The sequence below is a fragment of the Streptomyces sp. SGAir0957 genome (genome assembly GCF_043523415.1).
This window is the reverse complement of sequence record NZ_CP027293.1, coordinates 3,993,634-4,009,997: the sequence shown is the minus strand read 5'-3', so window position 1 is coordinate 4,009,997 and position 16,364 is coordinate 3,993,634. Positions and strand designations below refer to the sequence as shown.

At 68.8% G+C, this 16,364-nt stretch carries 12 protein-coding genes, 1 tRNA gene and 1 pseudogene; 7 read left to right on the top strand and 7 right to left on the bottom strand.

Annotated features, from left to right (window positions below; translation table 11 throughout):
- Positions 1 to 56: 56 nt before the first annotated feature.
- Positions 57 to 548 carry a GNAT family N-acetyltransferase gene (locus C1N81_RS22820; protein WP_394431946.1) on the bottom strand — a complete coding sequence of 164 codons (492 nt, stop codon included), beginning with the start codon at positions 546 to 548 and terminating at the stop codon, positions 57 to 59.
- Between the two features lie 81 nt (positions 549 to 629).
- On the opposite strand from C1N81_RS22820, the gene C1N81_RS22815 reads away from it, so the two are divergent.
- The 3 genes from C1N81_RS22815 (at position 630) to C1N81_RS22805 (ending at position 3,798) form a co-directional block, all read left to right on the top strand.
- Entirely contained in the window at positions 630 to 1,835 is a 1,206-nt protein-coding gene (locus tag C1N81_RS22815) for a DNA polymerase III subunit delta' (RefSeq protein ID WP_394431944.1), read from the top strand.
- 195 nt (positions 1,836 to 2,030) lie between these two features.
- On the top strand, positions 2,031 to 3,608 hold the full coding sequence (locus C1N81_RS22810) for an alpha/beta hydrolase (protein WP_394431942.1): 1,578 nt from the start codon (positions 2,031 to 2,033) through the stop codon (positions 3,606 to 3,608).
- Positions 3,609 to 3,724: 116 nt separating this feature from the next.
- Positions 3,725 to 3,798 (top strand) — tRNA-Thr (locus tag C1N81_RS22805).
- A 115-nt stretch (positions 3,799 to 3,913) separates the two neighbouring features.
- Here the strand turns inward: C1N81_RS22805 and C1N81_RS22800 are convergent.
- Positions 3,914 to 5,421 (bottom strand): annotated as a pseudogene (locus tag C1N81_RS22800) (tyrosine-type recombinase/integrase).
- A gap of 195 nt (positions 5,422 to 5,616) precedes the next feature.
- Here C1N81_RS22800 and C1N81_RS22795 point away from each other — a divergent pair.
- Complete coding sequence (locus C1N81_RS22795) at positions 5,617 to 6,912, top strand: DNA cytosine methyltransferase (protein ID WP_394431940.1); 1,296 nt, start codon at positions 5,617 to 5,619, stop codon at positions 6,910 to 6,912.
- A gap of 43 nt (positions 6,913 to 6,955) precedes the next feature.
- On the opposite strand, the gene C1N81_RS22790 is transcribed toward C1N81_RS22795, so the two are convergent.
- The 5 genes from C1N81_RS22790 to C1N81_RS22770 all read right to left on the bottom strand — a co-directional run bounded on the left by C1N81_RS22790 (position 6,956) and on the right by C1N81_RS22770 (position 12,690).
- Positions 6,956 to 7,357: a very short patch repair endonuclease gene (locus C1N81_RS22790; protein WP_394431938.1), complete on the bottom strand. Its 402-nt coding sequence runs from the start codon at positions 7,355 to 7,357 to the stop codon at positions 6,956 to 6,958.
- A gap of 104 nt (positions 7,358 to 7,461) precedes the next feature.
- On the bottom strand, positions 7,462 to 8,415 hold the full coding sequence (locus tag C1N81_RS22785; RefSeq protein WP_394431936.1) for a NaeI family type II restriction endonuclease: 954 nt from the start codon (positions 8,413 to 8,415) through the stop codon (positions 7,462 to 7,464).
- A 286-nt stretch (positions 8,416 to 8,701) separates the two neighbouring features.
- On the bottom strand, positions 8,702 to 10,522 hold the full coding sequence (locus C1N81_RS22780) for an SNF2-related protein (RefSeq protein ID WP_394431934.1): 1,821 nt from the start codon (positions 10,520 to 10,522) through the stop codon (positions 8,702 to 8,704).
- Positions 10,523 to 11,944: a transcriptional regulator gene (locus C1N81_RS22775; RefSeq protein ID WP_394431932.1), complete on the bottom strand. Its 1,422-nt coding sequence runs from the start codon at positions 11,942 to 11,944 to the stop codon at positions 10,523 to 10,525. It abuts the gene before it with no gap.
- Positions 11,945 to 12,009: 65 nt separating this feature from the next.
- Positions 12,010 to 12,690 carry a hypothetical protein gene (locus C1N81_RS22770; RefSeq protein WP_394431930.1) on the bottom strand — a complete coding sequence of 227 codons (681 nt, stop codon included), beginning with the start codon at positions 12,688 to 12,690 and terminating at the stop codon, positions 12,010 to 12,012.
- Between the two features lie 1,179 nt (positions 12,691 to 13,869).
- On the opposite strand from C1N81_RS22770, the gene C1N81_RS22765 reads away from it, so the two are divergent.
- The 3 genes from C1N81_RS22765 to C1N81_RS22755 all read left to right on the top strand — a co-directional run bounded on the left by C1N81_RS22765 (position 13,870) and on the right by C1N81_RS22755 (position 16,355).
- A complete protein-coding gene (locus C1N81_RS22765) occupies positions 13,870 to 14,118 on the top strand; it encodes a hypothetical protein (RefSeq protein WP_394431929.1) in 249 nt (82 codons plus the stop codon).
- A gap of 382 nt (positions 14,119 to 14,500) precedes the next feature.
- Positions 14,501 to 15,013 (top strand): SigE family RNA polymerase sigma factor, encoded by a 513-nt coding sequence (locus C1N81_RS22760; protein WP_394431927.1) that lies wholly within the window; start codon positions 14,501 to 14,503, stop codon positions 15,011 to 15,013.
- A gap of 61 nt (positions 15,014 to 15,074) precedes the next feature.
- Entirely contained in the window at positions 15,075 to 16,355 is a 1,281-nt protein-coding gene (locus C1N81_RS22755) for a hypothetical protein (RefSeq protein WP_394431925.1), read from the top strand.
- The last annotated feature ends 9 nt before the right edge of the window (positions 16,356 to 16,364 follow it).

Genomic DNA, 16,364 nt, shown 5'->3' with positions numbered 1-16,364 from the left:
GCTCGGGCTGTGGTCGAGGAGGACGGGGCTCGGGCTGTGGCCGCGGAGGATGGGGCTCAGGCTGTGGTCGAGGAGGATTCGGCCAGCCTGAGCTCCACCCAGTCCACGGTGTCCCCGTCGAGGCGGTAGCGGTCGACCTCGACGGTGAATCCGGCGCGTTCGGCGAAGCGCAGCCCCGCCGCGTTCGAGGTCAGCACGACCGTCTCGATGTGCCCGGCGCCGAGCGCGCGGGCCTTGGCGAGGCCGCGCTCGTACTGAGCCCTGCCGTATCCGCGCCCCCGGTGCTCGGGCAGGACGCGCGCGATGACCGTGGCCACCCCGTCCTTCGGGGTGCGCACGGTGGAGCAGCCGACGAGGACGTCCCCGGCGTAGACGACCTCCAGGACGTTGCGTCCGGCGCGTTCGCGCACGTCGTCGAGGGAGAGGTACGCCGAGTCGGCGGGGACGACCGTGTTGTGCGCGTGCTGCCAGTCGGCGACGAGGGTGCCGTCGTCGCCCGCGCCGCCGGTCAGGGTCTCGAAGCGGAGATCACCAGGAAGATCGGTCATGCGCGTAGCCAAGCGGGTGCGGGGGGTGTTGTCAGTGGCGCCCGGCACAATGGCGGGAGCAAGAGAAAGGGCGGTGTCCCCATGGCCGTATGGGACGACCTGGTGGGTCAGGAGCGCGTGGTCGCGGAGCTGGGCGCGGCCGCGCGGGACGCGGACGCGCTGGTGACCGCCGCCGGCGTCGGCGCGCCCCCGCCCGAGGCGTCCAAGATGACGCACGCCTGGCTGTTCACCGGTCCGCCGGGCGCGGGCCGGGTCACCGCGGCGCGGGCCTTCGCGGCGGCGCTGCAATGCGTGTCGCCGGACAGGGCGCTCGGCGGCGCCCCCGGCTGCGGATTCTGCGACGGCTGCCACACCGCGCTGCTCGGCACGCACGCGGACGTCACGACCGTGGCAGCGGTCGGCACCCAGATCCTCGCCGAGGACATGCGCGACACCGTCCGCAAGTCGTACACGTCTCCGGCGACGGGCCGCTGGCAGGTGATCCTCGTCGAGGACGCCGAGCGGCTGAACGAGAAATCGGCGAACGCCGTCCTCAAGGCCGTCGAGGAGCCCGCCCCGCGCACGGTGTGGCTGCTCTGCGCGCCCTCGGTGGAGGACGTGCTGCCGACGATCCGCTCCCGCTGCCGCCTCCTCACTTTGAGCACGCCCGCCGTGGACGCCGTCGCCGACATGCTCGTACGGCGTGACGGGATCGAGCCGGCCGTCGCCGCGAGCGCCGCCCGCGCCACCCAGGGCCACATCGACCGGGCCCGGCGCCTGGCCACCGACCCGCGCGCGCGGGAGCGCAGAGCCGCCGTGCTGAAGGTGCCGCTGCGCGTCGAGGACGTCGGCGGCTGCCTCAAGGCGGCGCAGGAGCTGGTCGACGCGGCGGCGGAGGACTCCAAGCAGCTCGCGGAGGAGGTCGACACCAAGGAGACCGAGGAGCTGAAGGCCGCCCTAGGCGCACAGAGCGGCGGCCGTATGCCGCGCGGCACGGCAGGGGTCATGAAGGACCTGGAGGACAAGCAGAAGCGCCGCAGAACGCGTTCGCAGCGCGACTCCCTCGACCTCGCCCTCACCGAACTGACCGGCGTCTACCGCGACGTCCTCGCGCTCCAGCTCGGCTCCCGCGTGGCGCTCGCCAACACGGAGATCCAGGACACCTTGGAGCGTCTGGCGCGGGGCACGTCACCGGAGTCGACGCTCCGCCGCATAGAGGCGATCGGGGAGTGCCGCACCGCCCTGGACCGCAATGTGGCGCCGCTGCTCGCGGTGGAGGCGATGACGCTGGCGCTGCGGGCGGGTTAGGACGGATGGGCCGGGCCGGCCCAAGCTGCGGGGCCCGTCCCAAGCTGCGGGGCCGTCCCAGGCGGCGGGGCCCGTTCCGGGTATGGGGCTCGTCCGCACTACAGGGCCGTTCCGAGTTTGGGGCTCGTTCGCACTACAGGGCCGTGTCGAGCTACGGAAAGTGACGTGACCCGCGCGGAGCGTTACGCTCGCCGGATGTACACCAGGCGCCACCCCTCCACCGCCCGCCGCCGAGCCGCCCTGATCGCCGCCGCCGCGGGACTGCTGCTGGTCGGCATCCCGGCCTGCTCGCCGAAGAGTTCGCAGGCCGCGGGGGGCACGCTCGCCGCGCTGCCCAGCTCCGACGAGGCCCGGCTGAGCACCTACTACGACCAGAACCTGAAGTGGCGCAAGTGCGGCGCGCCCGGGTTCGAGTGCGCGACGCTCAAGGCGCCGCTCGACTATGAGAAGCCGTCCGCGGGCGACATCGACCTCGCCGTCTCCCGCAAGAAGGCCACCGGCTCAGGCAAGCGGCTGGGCTCGCTCCTGGTCAACCCGGGCGGTCCGGGCGGCTCCGCGGTCGGCTACCTTCAGGCGTACGCGGGCATCGGCTACCCCGAGAAGGTCCGGGCCCGCTACGACATGGTCGCCGTCGACCCGCGCGGCGTCGCCCGCAGCGCGCCCGTCACCTGCCTCGACGGCAAGCAGATGGACACCTACACGCAGACCGACGTGACCCCGGACGACGCCGGGGAGCAGAAGCAACTCTCGGCCGCCTTCGACACGTTCGCGAAGGGCTGCGAGACGAAGGACCGGGCGTCGCGGCGCGTGCTGCCGCACGTCTCCACCGTCGAGGCGGCCCGCGACATGGACCTGGTCCGCGCCGCCGTCGGCGACGAGAAGCTGAACTATGTGGGCGCCTCCTACGGCACCTTCCTCGGCGCCACGTACGCGGGCCTGTACCCGGAGCGCGTCGGGCGGCTCGTTCTCGACGGGGCCATGGACCCGTCCCTGCCCGCCCGCGAACTGAACCGGCAGCAGACCGCCGGCTTCGAGACCGCGTTCCAGTCCTTCGCGAAGGACTGCGTGGCCCGCTCCGGCTGCCCCCTCGGCACGGGCACCCAGAAGGCGGCGGGACAGCGGCTGAAGTCCTTCTTCGACCGGCTCGACGCCGCCCCCATCGGCACCGGCGACCCCGACGGCCGCAAGCTCGGCGAGTCCCTCGCCACGACCGGCGTGATCGCCGCCATGTACGACGAGGGGGCCTGGCCGCAACTGCGCGAGGCGCTCACCGCCGCCATGACCAAGAAGGACGGCGCGGGCCTGCTCGCCCTCTCCGACAGCTATTACGAGCGCGACCCGGACGGCGAGTACGCCAACCTCATGTTCGCCAACGCGGCCGTGAACTGCCTCGACCAGCCCCCCGCCTTCACCTCGACGAAGGAGGTCGAGGAGGCGCTGCCCGCGTTCGAGAAGGCGTCCCCGGTCTTCGGCGCGGGCCTCGCCTGGTCCGCCCTGAACTGCGCGTCCTGGCCGGTCCGGCCCACGGGCGAGGCGCACCGCATCACCGCGGACGGCGCCGCCCCCATCGTGGTCGTCGGCACCACCCGTGACCCGGCCACCCCCTACCCCTGGGCCAAGGCCCTCGCCGCCCAGCTCTCCTCCGGCCACCTCCTCACCTACGACGGCGACGGCCACACGGCGTACGGCCGCGGCAGCGACTGCATCGACCGCGCGATCGACACCTACCTGCTGTCCGGCACCCCTCCGAAGGACGGAAAGCGCTGCTCGTGACGGGTGGGCCCGGCCGCCGTCGGGAGGCCCCGCGGCCATAAAAGGGTGGGCGGAGCACCCCTGGGAAGCGTGTAGGATTGGCGATGTTGCTGACGCACTCCCGTGCGCGCGGCGGCGCCGCCTTAGCTCAGATGGCCAGAGCAACGCACTCGTAATGCGTAGGTCTCGGGTTCGAATCCCGAAGGCGGCTCAGAAAAACCCCAGGTCACATAGCCCGTGGCCTGGGGTTTTCTGTTGCTGGGGGCATGGTGGGTCACACGGCCGGGTTGCCGTCATGTCGCCTAGTGAGCGGAGCCACTCGGGACCTACTTTGTGGGCTTGCGGCGTGTGGCCTTCTTGGCTGCCTTGGCCTGGGCTTTCGCCTTGTCCCTCTTCGGCTTGCCGCCGCCCTTGCTGCCCTTGCCGACGTGGGGGAGGACGCTCTGGTAGATGTCCCGCGTGATGCGGGTGTCGCTACGCCCAAGGGTGTCCGACACGATGTTGATGTTGATGTCGATGTCGGCGGCGAGCATGAGGGTGGCCGCGCCGTGGCGCAGATCGTGCAGGCGGATCGGCGGGAGACCGGAGGCGGCGACGAGGTCGGTCACCTTGCCGGGGTGGAGCCAGGAGCCGTCTTCCTGGGTGAAGACGTGGCCGGTCTCGACCCAGGCTGTGCCCCATTCTTCGCGGGCCGTTTCCTGCCGTTCGCGGTGGTGCTTCAGGACGTCGACGGTGTCGTCGTCGAGGGCGGCCACGCGGGAGCCGCTGTCGGTCTTGGGGTCGGACGCTTCCACCTCCCAGCCGTCCTGGACGAGTTATGAGGAGACGGTGAGGAAGTGGGTGTCGAGGTTCGTCCCGACCACGGCTGGCCGCACGCCTCGCCTCGGCGCAGGCCGCGAAACGCGATCAGGTGCCACATCGCGTACAGCCGGTCCTCGGCGACGAACTCGAGGAAGGCACCGGTCTGTTCCGGCGTCCAGACCATCACGGGCGACGGTTTCTCGCCCGTCTGTTCCCACTTGGCGACCCGCTCGTCCGTCCACACGAGCGCCTTCGGCTTGCGCACGGGGTCGATCTCGACATGGGCGGCCGGGTTGAACGTAATGATCTGCTGCCCGATCGCGTCGTTCAGGGCGGCCCGGAGGGTGGCCTTTACGTGCAGCCGCGTGGCAGGGCCGGTGACGCGCCGAAAGGGCGGCATCTCGTCGATCGCGGCTTTCATGGCCTTGTGACGAGCCTGGTTCCCGACGCCCTTCCACGGCACCGTCGCCAGCTCGTCGAGAGCGGCTCGCCGCTGGGTGTTGTCCTCCAGGATCTGGGCGTTCGCCTCGCGAATGTCGGTGAACATCTCGCTGAGGTGGCTGACGCGCAGCCGGTCCAGGCGCCGGCTGCCGATGCGCGGCCTCAGATGGACGCGGATATTGGTCTCGTAGCGTTTGAGGCCGGACTTGCGTATGCGCGTGCCGGCCAACCACCGGTCGAGCCATTCGGCGACGGTCAGGTTGCCTATGAGGTCCTGACCGGAGTTGAGGCGCCGCCGCGTCTCCTCGACCTCGGGCAGAGACGACCGCTCTCGACTGACCTCGGCCAGCATCCCGGCGATGAGTTCGGTGCCCTCGGGGGCGTCCGAGTCGGCGAGCCCGAGGAGGGCGCGTACGTAATCGAGGTCGGCCTGGGCTGCCTTGACACTCGCGTACCCGCCACGGGCGAAGGAGCGGCGGCTGCCGTCCTCGCGGGGTGAGAGCTCCAGGCGTACGGAGTAGGGCTTTGCCTGCCGATGAGTCGTTCGTCGCTTTTCGTGGAGCGGGGCCTGTGGATAACCGCGCGGGCTGATGCCGGCGAACTAATATAGGCCACCTCGCTGACCGCGTTCGCGGTCAACTCAGCTGTTCTTGCCCCGACCCAGTGGACTTGGTGCGATCTTGCTGGGATGTTCGTGAGCGGAGACGGACTCGCTAACGTGTTCGAGTCCGGTACGTCGCGAGTGCAGCCGAGCGCGCGGCGGGCGGTGCGCACGTATGGAGGACGAATGGCCAAGCTTCAGGTCGCGGAGATCTGCGCAGGTGCTGGCGGGCAGGCTCTGGGGTTGGAGCGCGCCGGATTCGAGCACGCTGTTGCCGTGGAGCTCGATCCAAGGGCCGCGGAAACCCTGAAAAGCAACATGCCGGGCTGCGATGTACGCACTGGGGACGTGGCCGACCGGTCGGTTTGGGACCCTGAGGAGTTCTGTACCAAGCACGGCACCCCCGACCTGATTGCCGGGGGCGTGCCCTGCCCGCCCTTCACTATTGCAGGCAAGCAGCTTGGCGCCGCTGACGAGCGAGACCTGTTCGCTTGGGCTGTCGGTCTCGCTGAGAGGGTGCGGCCCAAGGCCCTCCTCCTGGAGAACGTGCGAGGGCTCAGCGCGAACCGTTTCGCCGCCTACCGACAGAACGTCCTGGACACGCTGCAAGACGCTGGCTACGTAGCGCAGTGGGAGCTCTTCCACGCTGCGGACTTCGGCGTACCGCAGCTACGCCCGCGGTTCGTCCTTGTGGCGCTCCAGCGCGAGTACGCACCCTATTTTGCCTGGCCGAAGCCTCTAGAAGGCGAGCGTCCGAAGGTCGGCGAGACGCTCTACGACCTCATGGCTGCCCGCGGCTGGAAGGGCGCTGAGAAGTGGGCTGAGAGTGCTAACGACATTGCGCCGACCATCGTCGGTGGTTCCAAAAAGCATGGCGGGGCGGACCTGGGGCCTACCCGTGCCAAGGCGGCCTGGGCCAAGCTCGGGGTCGATGCTCATGGTGTGGCGGACGAAGCGCCCGGCGAGGACTGGGAGCCTGCCGAGGGGAAGCCTGGGCCGAAGCTCACGGTAGAGATGGTCTCCCGCATCCAGGGATGGAAGCCTGAGGACAAGTGGGTCTTCGCAGGGAGGAAGACCAGCCAGTACCGTCAGGTCGGGAACGCCTTCCCTCCGCCTGTGGCTGAGGCCATCGGCCGGTCTATCGCCCGCGCGCTGAACAAGAAGGGTGCCCCGGCGGCGTTGGTCGAGGACACCGAGACGGTGCACGATCCTGTGTACAAACTGCTCCGCGCGGAGGCCGAGAAGCAGAGGTTCATCGGTATCACCCAGATCATCGGCCGCTTGGAGAAGGCGGGCAAGCGGCTGTCTGAACCCGAGGTCGAGCGGCACATTGCGCATCTCGAAAGGGACTTCGAGATCCGGAGGGAGCAGCGTTCCGGCGGCACGTACGCGTACAGCCTCGGCGAATTCAAGGCGTTCGTCGGCCAGGAGGGGCACCAGCGACACGAGCTCTTCTCGCTGAACCAGGCGAAGATCAGCTGACCCCCAAGGGCGTGTTCGAAGGCGGGCGCTGTGTCCGCCGGGCCTAATGGGACCGCTGCGACCCGACTGCCGCCTGCCGCCGAGACTTCACCGCGTCAATAACGGTCTCGGCGCATGCCTCGGAATCGAGGTGCTCCCGGAAGCGCACCACGAGCCAGCCCTCGTCCGCCAGGCGCTGGTCGGTGTCCCGGTTGCGCTGAACATTCCGCCCGGTCTTGTCTTCCCAATACGGACGGTTGGTCTTCGGCATGACGAAGTGGTCAGGGCAGCCGTGCCAAAAACATCCGTCGATGAAGACAGCTACCTTTACGGGGCGGAAGACCATGTCGGCTGTGCGCCGCATCTTCGGCAAGGGCTTGGCCGCTACCCGGTAGCGCAGCCCCGCTGCGTGGACGAGTGACCGCAGTAGTAGTTCCGGAGCCGTGCCGCGGCTCCGGTTGCCCATGCTGCGTCGGTTTGCGGCTGACGAAGCCCACGACCCCTCGGGTGGGACCCACGGTCCCGCCCGAGTACCCGACTCCGGTACTGCGCCGGGTTCGTTGCGTCCGTTCATATTTCCGGCAGTCTCGGTACTGTCTCTTCTGGGTCGTCGGCCATGGCCAGGACCCACTCCTGTCCGTCCAGCTCTACTGTCGGGACCCCTACGTGGTGGGCCCGTGCAGGGGTCAGGCTGGCACTGACAGATTCACCGGGGCCCGGAACCGGCAGCCCCAAGGCTTCGGCGATGCGCCCGTGGCGGGTGTAGTGACCCAAGATCACTATTCCGTGGCGCTGGAGCCTGGAGCGCGATCCGCCGTTGTAGCGGACGCGCTTCATGTAGTCCTCCTGCATAGCCACCGTAGCAACGACGTTGCGGCTGACCCGGCGCCCTTGCGCCCGCATGAACAGCTCGTCCACGCGGCGCTGGCCACTCTTGTGGGAGAAGACAGCGGTGATGTCCTCCTCGGAGAGGCGCAGCAGCATGTTCTCCTGGAGGGGCGCGTCGCGGAACAGCCATCGCACTGCGCCCCGCCCGGCCGCGTTCAATGTCTTCTTGGCGTCGCGGTTGCCGCCGTTGTTGAGCCGTTCGGGCAACGTCCGAACGAGTCCCACTGACCATTTGGACTGCTCGTCGCTGGCCCAGACAACGAGCAGCAGGTGCCCGTGGGCTTCGGGCGGGATCATCCACTGGCCGAGGGTCTGGGAGTACTTGCAGTCGACGTCTGACCCGGCGATCGAGTAGTCCATGCTGGCGCCATCCGCGAAGCCGAACTCGCGCTGCACATTGATCTCGATCAGGGTTCCCAAGTGGGCCTTCTCGGTCTTGAAGAGCTGGTCCCAGCGGAAGCGCCCTGTGTGCTGGCCGTCCAGCAACATGTCGATGCTGCGGCGGACCGCGCCAGCGAACCGGCTGCCGTCCGGGTCCGCGCGTAGAATCTCCTCTGCCACCGCCTCCAAGGCCGGGTCATCGCCCTCATCGACTGGCCACAGGGGCGTCTGCACGCTGATCGTTTCGCCGTCCACAGCGGGACTCTATCGGCGGAGGATGTGCCGGGGCAGCCGGTTGCGGGGCGGTGCTGGCGGACTGCTGGGCGTGATACGCGAACCAGCAGAACTCTTGGTCGGTGGTGAGGAGCAGGTCGTACTCCCTCTCGGCCTCCTCGCGGAAGCAGGATTCGATGCAGGCAGCCGCCTTCTCGCTTTCAGCGACGGAGATGGACGCATCGTGCTGCAGCGGGAAGCGGTCGCCATCGAGCGGCTCCTCAGCGAGGGCACGCTTTGACGGCTATCGGAAGGCTGGCAGCGTCCCCTAAGCCGGGCGCCGCCTCAGATAGTCCAGCAGTGCCTGGACATCGGCTGAGTTCATCCCTGCGGCCATCGGGGCCTCGTCCTCCGGGTCAGCGAGCTGCTGCACCTCGGGGTCGTCGAGGATGCTGCCCATGAACTCCAGCTTCTCTGCGAGCCGCATGGAGACGACATCATCGACACTTTCCGCAGCAGTGAGGACGGTGACCCGCGTCTCCGTGTCTGGGGAGAGGCCAAGACGATGGATGCGGTCCAGGCTCTGGAGGAACCGGCCTGCCTGGAAGTCGCGGTCGACGTACACGGCGTCATGGCAGACCTGATGGAGGCTGATGCCCTCGCCCAGGGTCGCCGGGTTGGAGATGAGGACGCTGCAATCCGGATCCTCGCGGAAGCGGCGCAGTTCCTCCTCCCGGTCCGGAGTGCCCCCGTGCACTGCGGCGGGCTGGAACGGTGCGAGCAGCGTCTGCAACGACGTGATGCTCCGGACGAAGCCAGTCCACACCAGGGTCTTCCTGCCGGCCGCGGCATTGGCGGAGACGATGGACAACGTCTCCGTGTACTTGGGCGGAAGTTCGTAGTCCGGGAGCTTCCGGAGGAGGGCCGCAAGCGAGTCCCCCTCCGGGACATCCAAGGGCGGGACACGGAAGCTCAGCGGCTCGTAGCGGGTCGAGCCGCCGACAAGGAGCGCTGGGCTTGTCGCGGCCATGAGCAGACGCAGGATTGCCTTGCCGAATGCCTCGAAATCGCCTCGGTCGGCAGCTGCGCGCGGAGAGAACTTGCCGATCAAGGCGTCGTAGATCTCACGGTGCAACGGAGGCATCCTGAGTGGGCGGACGCGCAAGTCGACAGGCGGAAGCCCCAGCTCCGCCTTCGTCGTCCGGGTGTAGAGGGGGCGCAGCACCTGGCTTGCGTGGGCTAGGTCGCCACCGTCTACCGCCTGGGTGACCACGCGTCGTCCGTGGCCAGGCCAGACGAAGGACAGCAGGTTCTCCAGGTCCTTCGCCCCGTTCGGCGCCGGAGTACCGCTGAGGATCATGCGCACGCGGCTGAGCGGCCCCAGCGCCATGCAGGCAGCCCCGTAGACACCCGCTCCGCCGAGCTTCATACGGTGCGCCTCGTCGAGGATGAGCATGGTCGGGGCCGCTTTCAGCCACTGCGACAGCCCGGCCAGTGCCCGGTCCAACCGCTCGTAATTGACCAGGAGGACGTCTGCTAGTGGGGGCACCGACTTGCCGAGCACCTGTACGTCCAGGGGCGAGGAGAAGCACTCCCGCGCCTCCAGTTGCCACGCCTCGTAAGCCGACTTCGGGCTGACCACCAGGATGCGGTTGACCGTTCCCTGCTCTCGCAGGGCCGCGAACACGGCCAGAGAGACGCGGGTCTTGCCGGCGCCGGGCACGCTGAAGTTGGCCCCGTGGCCGACCGAGAGCAGCTGGGCGATGTCCCGGAGCTGGAAGGGGGTGAGCGCTCCCGTCCAGGAGTCGCCCAGCAGAGCTGGCACCTCTTCCGGGGAGGCGCTCTCCTCGTCCGGCGCGCCGTTGAGCAGGCGATCCGCCGTCACGGCAGTATCGAGCATCTCGCTGACAATGCGGCGGAAGTCGTCCTCCCAGACGACGCTCTCGGGCTGCGGCCATTCGGCTAGGGAGCCGATACTGGCCAGGAAGCTGTCCAGGGGGACAGCGGCGGACAGCCGGTCGGTCATCCGGCCGCTGGGGAAGCTGGCGATCATCTGCCCCAACTCACCGCGCCACTCGGGCACGGTCCTGAGCGCCGCTTGGGTGCGCGTGGTATCGAAGCCGATCACCAGGCTGGGCTGGCTGCCCACTCAGCGTGCCTTCTCTGTGGCTTCGAGGAGCCAGGACAAGCCGTCGCCAGGCTCACCGACCGTCCGTCGGGCTTCGATAGCCAGCTTCTCGAGCCTCTTCCGCAGTTCGACGATGGCATCGTCGAAGGCTTCCTCATCAAGGCTTCGCTGCGATCGGGAGAGGACGAGGTCCGTGACGCATTGCTCGATGCTGCGGTTCGCGTCTGCGAGGCGAGCGGGAGCGGCCTGCTTGCGCTTGGTGATGCGGGCGTCGCGGCCGGCGTTGGTGAGGGCCCGGTCCATCGCTTGGTGCATGAGCCTGACCTCGTCCTGCGCCGCAGCGACTACTTCCGCCGGGGCGGAGCTACCGGCTTGGGTGACGGCCCGAGCGTGGAGGACGACGTCCGTCAGGGCTCTGGCGGCCGAGACAGCCAGGCTGGGGCCTTGTACGGCACGCCCCAGGCCTGGGATTGCTACGCCCCCTTGCGACGGAGCGGGATCGGGGGCCAGGCCGGCTGGCAGGTTCTCCGAGAGGTACGTGTCACGGAACTTGTCATCGATAAAGCGCACGTCCGTCTTAGCGAAGCCCATGAGCATGGCGGCCAGGCGGTTCTCCACGAGCAGATCGGCCCGCTCGGGGTTGACGCTGTACTGCTTCTCGTAGGCGCGGTGCAGCTCGCGGAACTTCTCCGCGTGCTCCTCGAACGCGACGAGTGACAGCCGCTCGCCGGAGGTTGCACTGCGCTTGATCAACTGGCGGATGATGGACAGCACCCACTGGTCCTGCCGGACTCGCGCAGCCGTAGTGCGGAAGGTGGTTGCGATCGCCGCGAGCGGGGTGCCCTGATCGACCAGCTCTTCCACGGCGAGGAGCCGGTTGATGTAGGAATAGTCCCGCCGGTGCTCCTTGCGCAGCTGCAGCGAGAGCTCGACGGCGGCCACGTCCTGCCAGTCGCAGGAAGAGGGCAGCACAGCCACGCGCATGGGGTGGTTCGGACCGTGTAGTTCCAGGAGCGCGGCACGCCGGGTGTTGCCGTTGACGAGGACGCCCTCGTGGGTGATCAGCCCCGGCTCGGTCTGTCCGAACTCCTTGAGACTCGCGGTGAGCTCGTCGAACGCGGGATCGGTCTTTGCTGGATCGGCGGGAACCACCTGCAGCAGACGCCCCAGGTACCGCTGAGCATCCGTGTTCCACGGGTCCGTTTCGAGGAGCTCGGACTTCTTGGGATCGTGATCGGCCTGCGCTCGGATCCGGTGGGTGGCCGGGTTGTAGTAGAGGTCGCCGACCTGCATCTCGACCACTTCGAGATGCTCCGGCTTGCCCCGCCACTCGACGGTGAACGTCTCGCGGGTGCCTCCACCGGTCGCGCTCTCCGCCAGCCGGGCCGCAACGGTGGCCCGGTTCTCCTCAGCCCTGGGCGGCAGCCCGTAATCCTTGGCCATGTCCGCTGTCCTCGCTCCTGCCTCTGCTCGTCCTGCTTCTAATGCCCTCCGCGCCTGCCGGATGCTCAGTCGACGCCCAGCTCTTTGCGCAAATGGGCGCGCGACTCCTCGGGCAGGGACCGGTAGTCGCTCCAGAGCTGCTCCAGTCGGCTGAACTGGCGCTCGTCGGCTTCCACCCAGCCGGACAGTACATTGCGCTCAATGGAGCTGAGCCCGGCAGCCTCCTGAAGCACTCGGTCCAGGTCCGCGACCAGTTCCCTGCCGCCGATGCGGCACCGCTTGCACTCGGTGACCAGCTCAGTGGCCTTCGACCCGCCGGGCTTCAGGACCTCGCGCCGTGCGATGTCCAGCTGGGCCGCTTCGTACGTGCCGGCGTAGGTCTCACCGGGAACGATCCCGCAGGAGCGGCACATGTTGCCGTCCCGCTGGAGAACCTCGCGGCGACGCCCGGCGCCGATCGCCGTCGTACCGGTCTTCCGGGTGGCTCGGCCGGGCTCCCACACCGGATCGCCGCGCTTCACGAAACGCTGCTCGTGGGAGTCGAGGTCCGCGTCCTCCCTGTTCGTGTCGATTCGCCACCCGAAGTCGCGGAGATCACGCATGCGCCGATCCACCTGGGACACCCCGGGAAAGGCGTCGCGCAGCGCCTCCTTGGTGAAGGGCCGCCCCTCGCCGACCTCCGACACGAGCCAGAGGGCGACCCGCTTCATCGTTCCGAGGCTGTCATCGCGCCACGACGGCGTCATAGCGCCTCCATTTCATGCCGTACTTCCGGTGCGGCCCTGAAGACGCATCACGGGCCACGATTCCTGCTCAGTATTAGCACAAGTGGCGTCGCCCGTTCCAGTGGTTTCGGATCTTTACGTTTTCGGCAGAGTAAAGATCCGTTTTGCCCCTTAAATGGTCATTTTGAACACATTTAAGCCGCTGTCATAAATACATCCGCGTAATAATGCCGGACGGCTCTGCGGCGCAGAAAGGAAGGGGTAGGGTTCTGGTGATCACGTAAACCCTGGTGATCTCCGGCGAGCGAGAGGCTCCTTTGCGTGCCGTCACTTGGATCGATCAAAAACTCCTGTGTGGACGAGGCCACGGAGGGGGTGAAGGCTTTCGCGCTCGCTTTCCAGGAGGTGCTGCCCCGGTTTCTCCCCGGAGCGACCATGGCCGAGAAGGCGCAGGCTCTCGGTGTCTCCCCTTCCCTGCTCTCGCACTGGCTGCATGGGAGGAGGCTGCCCCGCCCCGAGGTCCTTTCGGCCTTGAGGCAGCCGGTGCGATCTGCGCAGATCGCCGGGACGGACCGTCTGGGCGAGGACCTCGCGCGCGTGGAGCGCCTCTTGCTGATGGCGCGGTGCTCGCCTTGCGCCGACTGCGCGAGCGCATGCTCATGTGGTGGCGGGCGCGCGGGGCGGGACCGGCGCAACGGTGGAGGCGGCCAGCCCGCCGAGGGGGACCGGCGCAACAGCACGGCTGCCGACAAGCCGGAATGCAGTATTCCGGATTCCCTTGCCGCACTTCCCCTGGCGGCCCGGACCGCCCTCTTGTGGAACCTTGGGGCGACCCTTCCCGAGGGTGAGTGCGGCTCCCTGGTGTCAAAGCTGAGTCGAAATCGGATGAATCCTGAAATGGAGGTACTTCTGAGGTCGGCCGAGTCTGCGGGCCGGGATGCCGTAAAGATCGCGCTCGCCGCTCTTGGGTGTGATTAGGATTGAATGAAGCGGCGCAGGTGCATTTGTCGACCACTGGAGGGGCTACTCTGTGACTGTCGAATCGCCGGGCTCTCGTAGCCGGGCATTCGATGGCGGCTGTCGCGCGCCGCCGCACCAATAAAGGCAGGAGAGGTCGGACGAAAGGCTTCCCAACCGCGCCCAACCTCCCCTGAAGGAAACGCCCTACTTCGAATCAAAGACGAGAAGGAGTTCCCTCCCGTGAATTATACGGCCTGCCTGGCCAAGGGTGCCAGGAAGATCAAGGCTGTCTGGACGCGCCGCGTCGAGGCGATCCAGACGCGCCAGGGCGGTTCCGGCGGGTTCACCGCCTGGTGCTCGTGGCGCAAGATCCTGAGTCGGCTGCGCTTCCTCCGCTGGGCGCTCACCGTCCAGGCTCTCAAGGGTGCCGCCTACGCCGGCGGCGCCATCGCGATCCAGATCATCGCTGCGCGGTTCTTCATCCGCTGACGCCGCCGACCCGCCGGCAGCAGGCCCCGGGGTCCTGTGCCGCGTGAGCATGGCGTGAGCGGACTGTGCGGCAGCAGGCGGCATCCAGCGATGCGGTTGAGGGTGCTGCCTGCTCGCGACCTGAGGAAACAGCACCTGCCGGCACGTGTCGGCAGGTGCTGTCACGATCCCACCAGCCCTCGTAATGCGTAGGTCTCGGGTTCGAATCCCGAAGGCGGCTCACCTTGGAACCCCAGGTCGGATCGATTCCGACCTGGGGTTTTCTTGTGGCGTGGGCGCGGTGACGGCGGCGAGCCCAGGCCGCCCGGAACCGCGTGCAACATTTCCCCGGGGCCACCGCATTGATCAGGTGTAGGTGGGGCGACGGGGGAGGACGCCGGGGATGAGACGGTCGCTGGAGGGTGCGTTCCGTGAGTTCGCGGAGGCCCGCACGGGTCAGCTGTTCCGTTCCGGGTGCCTGCTGACCAGCGGGGACACGCATCTCGCGGAGGATCTCGTGCAGGAGACCCTCGGCCGGATGTACGTGGCCTGGGGGCGGCCTGCGGTCCGGCAGGGCAACCCGGCGGCGTACGCGCAGACCGTGCTCGTACGGGCCTTTCTGGCGCACCAGCGGAGACGGTCGGCGGGGGAGCGTCCCTCGGACAATCTCCCGGAGACCGAGGCGGCCGGGGGCAGTGACCCGTCGCTGCGGCTGACGCTGCTCGACGCGCTGCGCCGGTTGCCGCCCAAGGACCGGGCGGTGGTCGTCCTGCGCTACTGGGAGGACCGCTCCATCGAGGAGACCGCGGACGCGCTGCACCTCAGCTCGGCCGCGGTGCGCACACGCAGCAGCCGGGCGCTGGCCAGGCTTCGTGAGCAACTCGGCGGTTCCGTGGCCGAGTTCGTCGCCTCCTAGAACCGATGCGCCTACGGGCGCGACCGCAGACCGTACGTACTGGCAGAGGGGAGTGGTCGAGGTGTCCGCAGCGGGCGACGGCCAGGGCAAGGGGTTCGAGGACGAGCTCTCGGTGGCGCTGCGGCGCACCGGGGAAGGGTTCGCCGCTGAGGGGCGGACGCTGGTGGAGGGCGGGATGCTGCGCGGCCGTCGCAGGGTGCGGCGCAGACGGGTCGGCGCGGTCACCGGGAGCGTGGCGGCGCTGGCCGTCGTCGGGCTCGGCTCGTCGTACGCCGCCGGGGCCTTCGGGACCGGTCCCGATGACGCCATGAGCAGCGTGGCGTCCTCGAGTCCCTCGTCCCAGCGGAGCGCCGAGAGCAAGGGCACCGCGCATGGTGACGGGCCGCAGCTCAGCGCCGACCAGGTCGTCGCCGTCCTCGAAGGGCTGCTGCCCGAGGGGAAGGTGAGCGAGCGGGACGGGCGCGGCACCGCCGACCACCCGTACGCGCGGCTCGTGTACGACGACGGTCACGGCAAGAGCGCCCTCAGCGTCGGCGTCGGTGCCATCGACCCGGACGGGGCCTCCGCCGACGAGCAACTCACCTGCCCGGACAAGGCGTTCGTGCCGTACGACTCGTGCACGGACCGGAAGATGCCCGACGGGTCCCGGCTGCTGCTCTTCCGCGGCTACGAGTATCCGGACAAGCGGGCCGACACCAAGTTGTGGCGCGCCGTCTACATGTCCCCCGAGGGATACACCGTCGACGCCGGTGAGTGGAACGCCGCCGCGGAGAAGGACGCCCCGGTGAGCCGCCCCGAACCCGCGCTCAGCATCGAGCAGTTGAAGGCGCTCGTCACCTCGTCAAAGTGGGGGCCCGTGATGAAGGCGATCGGCGAGGCCCAGCCCGAGAAGGCCGCGCCACCGGTGGCGGAGGGGCCCGGCAAGGCCGCGGTCCTCGCCGGGCTGACGTCGCTGCTGCCGAAGCGGCTGAAGGCCACCGGCTCGGGCGGCCAGGACGGCGGGTACGCGTACGTGGTCGTCGACGACGGCAAGGGCGCGTCGTTCGTGCAGGTCAATGTCCAGTCCGGGATGCAGGACGTAGCGGGCGACCTGTTCGGATCCGGGGGCGAGACGCTGCCGGACGGCACGCGCGTGGCGACGCAGGAGGGTGCCGGCGACGACAAGGGCGGCTCCGGGATTGTCATGTGGACCGCCGACACGATGCGCCCGGACGGGTTCCGGGTCGTGGTCTCCGCGTTCAACGCGGCGTCGCAGGAGACGGATGCGACCCGCCCGAGCCCGGCCTTGACGCTCGCCGAACTGAAGAAGATCGCGCTTTCGAAGAAGTGGCGGCAGTCGTGAGCGGCCCGC

What these genes read in the sequence shown, in the direction of transcription:
- C1N81_RS22820 (WP_394431946.1), bottom strand. Translation starts at nt 548, where the DNA reads ATGACCGATCTTCCTGGTGATCTCCGCTTCGAGACCCTGACCGGCGGC.
- C1N81_RS22815 (WP_394431944.1), top strand. Translation starts at nt 630, where the DNA reads ATGGCCGTATGGGACGACCTGGTGGGTCAGGAGCGCGTGGTCGCGGAG.
- C1N81_RS22810 (WP_394431942.1), top strand. Translation starts at nt 2,031, where the DNA reads ATGTACACCAGGCGCCACCCCTCCACCGCCCGCCGCCGAGCCGCCCTG.
- C1N81_RS22795 (WP_394431940.1), top strand. Translation starts at nt 5,617, where the DNA reads ATGGCCAAGCTTCAGGTCGCGGAGATCTGCGCAGGTGCTGGCGGGCAG.
- C1N81_RS22790 (WP_394431938.1), bottom strand. Translation starts at nt 7,357, where the DNA reads ATGGGCAACCGGAGCCGCGGCACGGCTCCGGAACTACTACTGCGGTCA.
- C1N81_RS22775 (WP_394431932.1), bottom strand. Translation starts at nt 11,944, where the DNA reads ATGGCCAAGGATTACGGGCTGCCGCCCAGGGCTGAGGAGAACCGGGCC.
- C1N81_RS22770 (WP_394431930.1), bottom strand. Translation starts at nt 12,690, where the DNA reads ATGACGCCGTCGTGGCGCGATGACAGCCTCGGAACGATGAAGCGGGTC.
- C1N81_RS22760 (WP_394431927.1), top strand. Translation starts at nt 14,501, where the DNA reads ATGAGACGGTCGCTGGAGGGTGCGTTCCGTGAGTTCGCGGAGGCCCGC.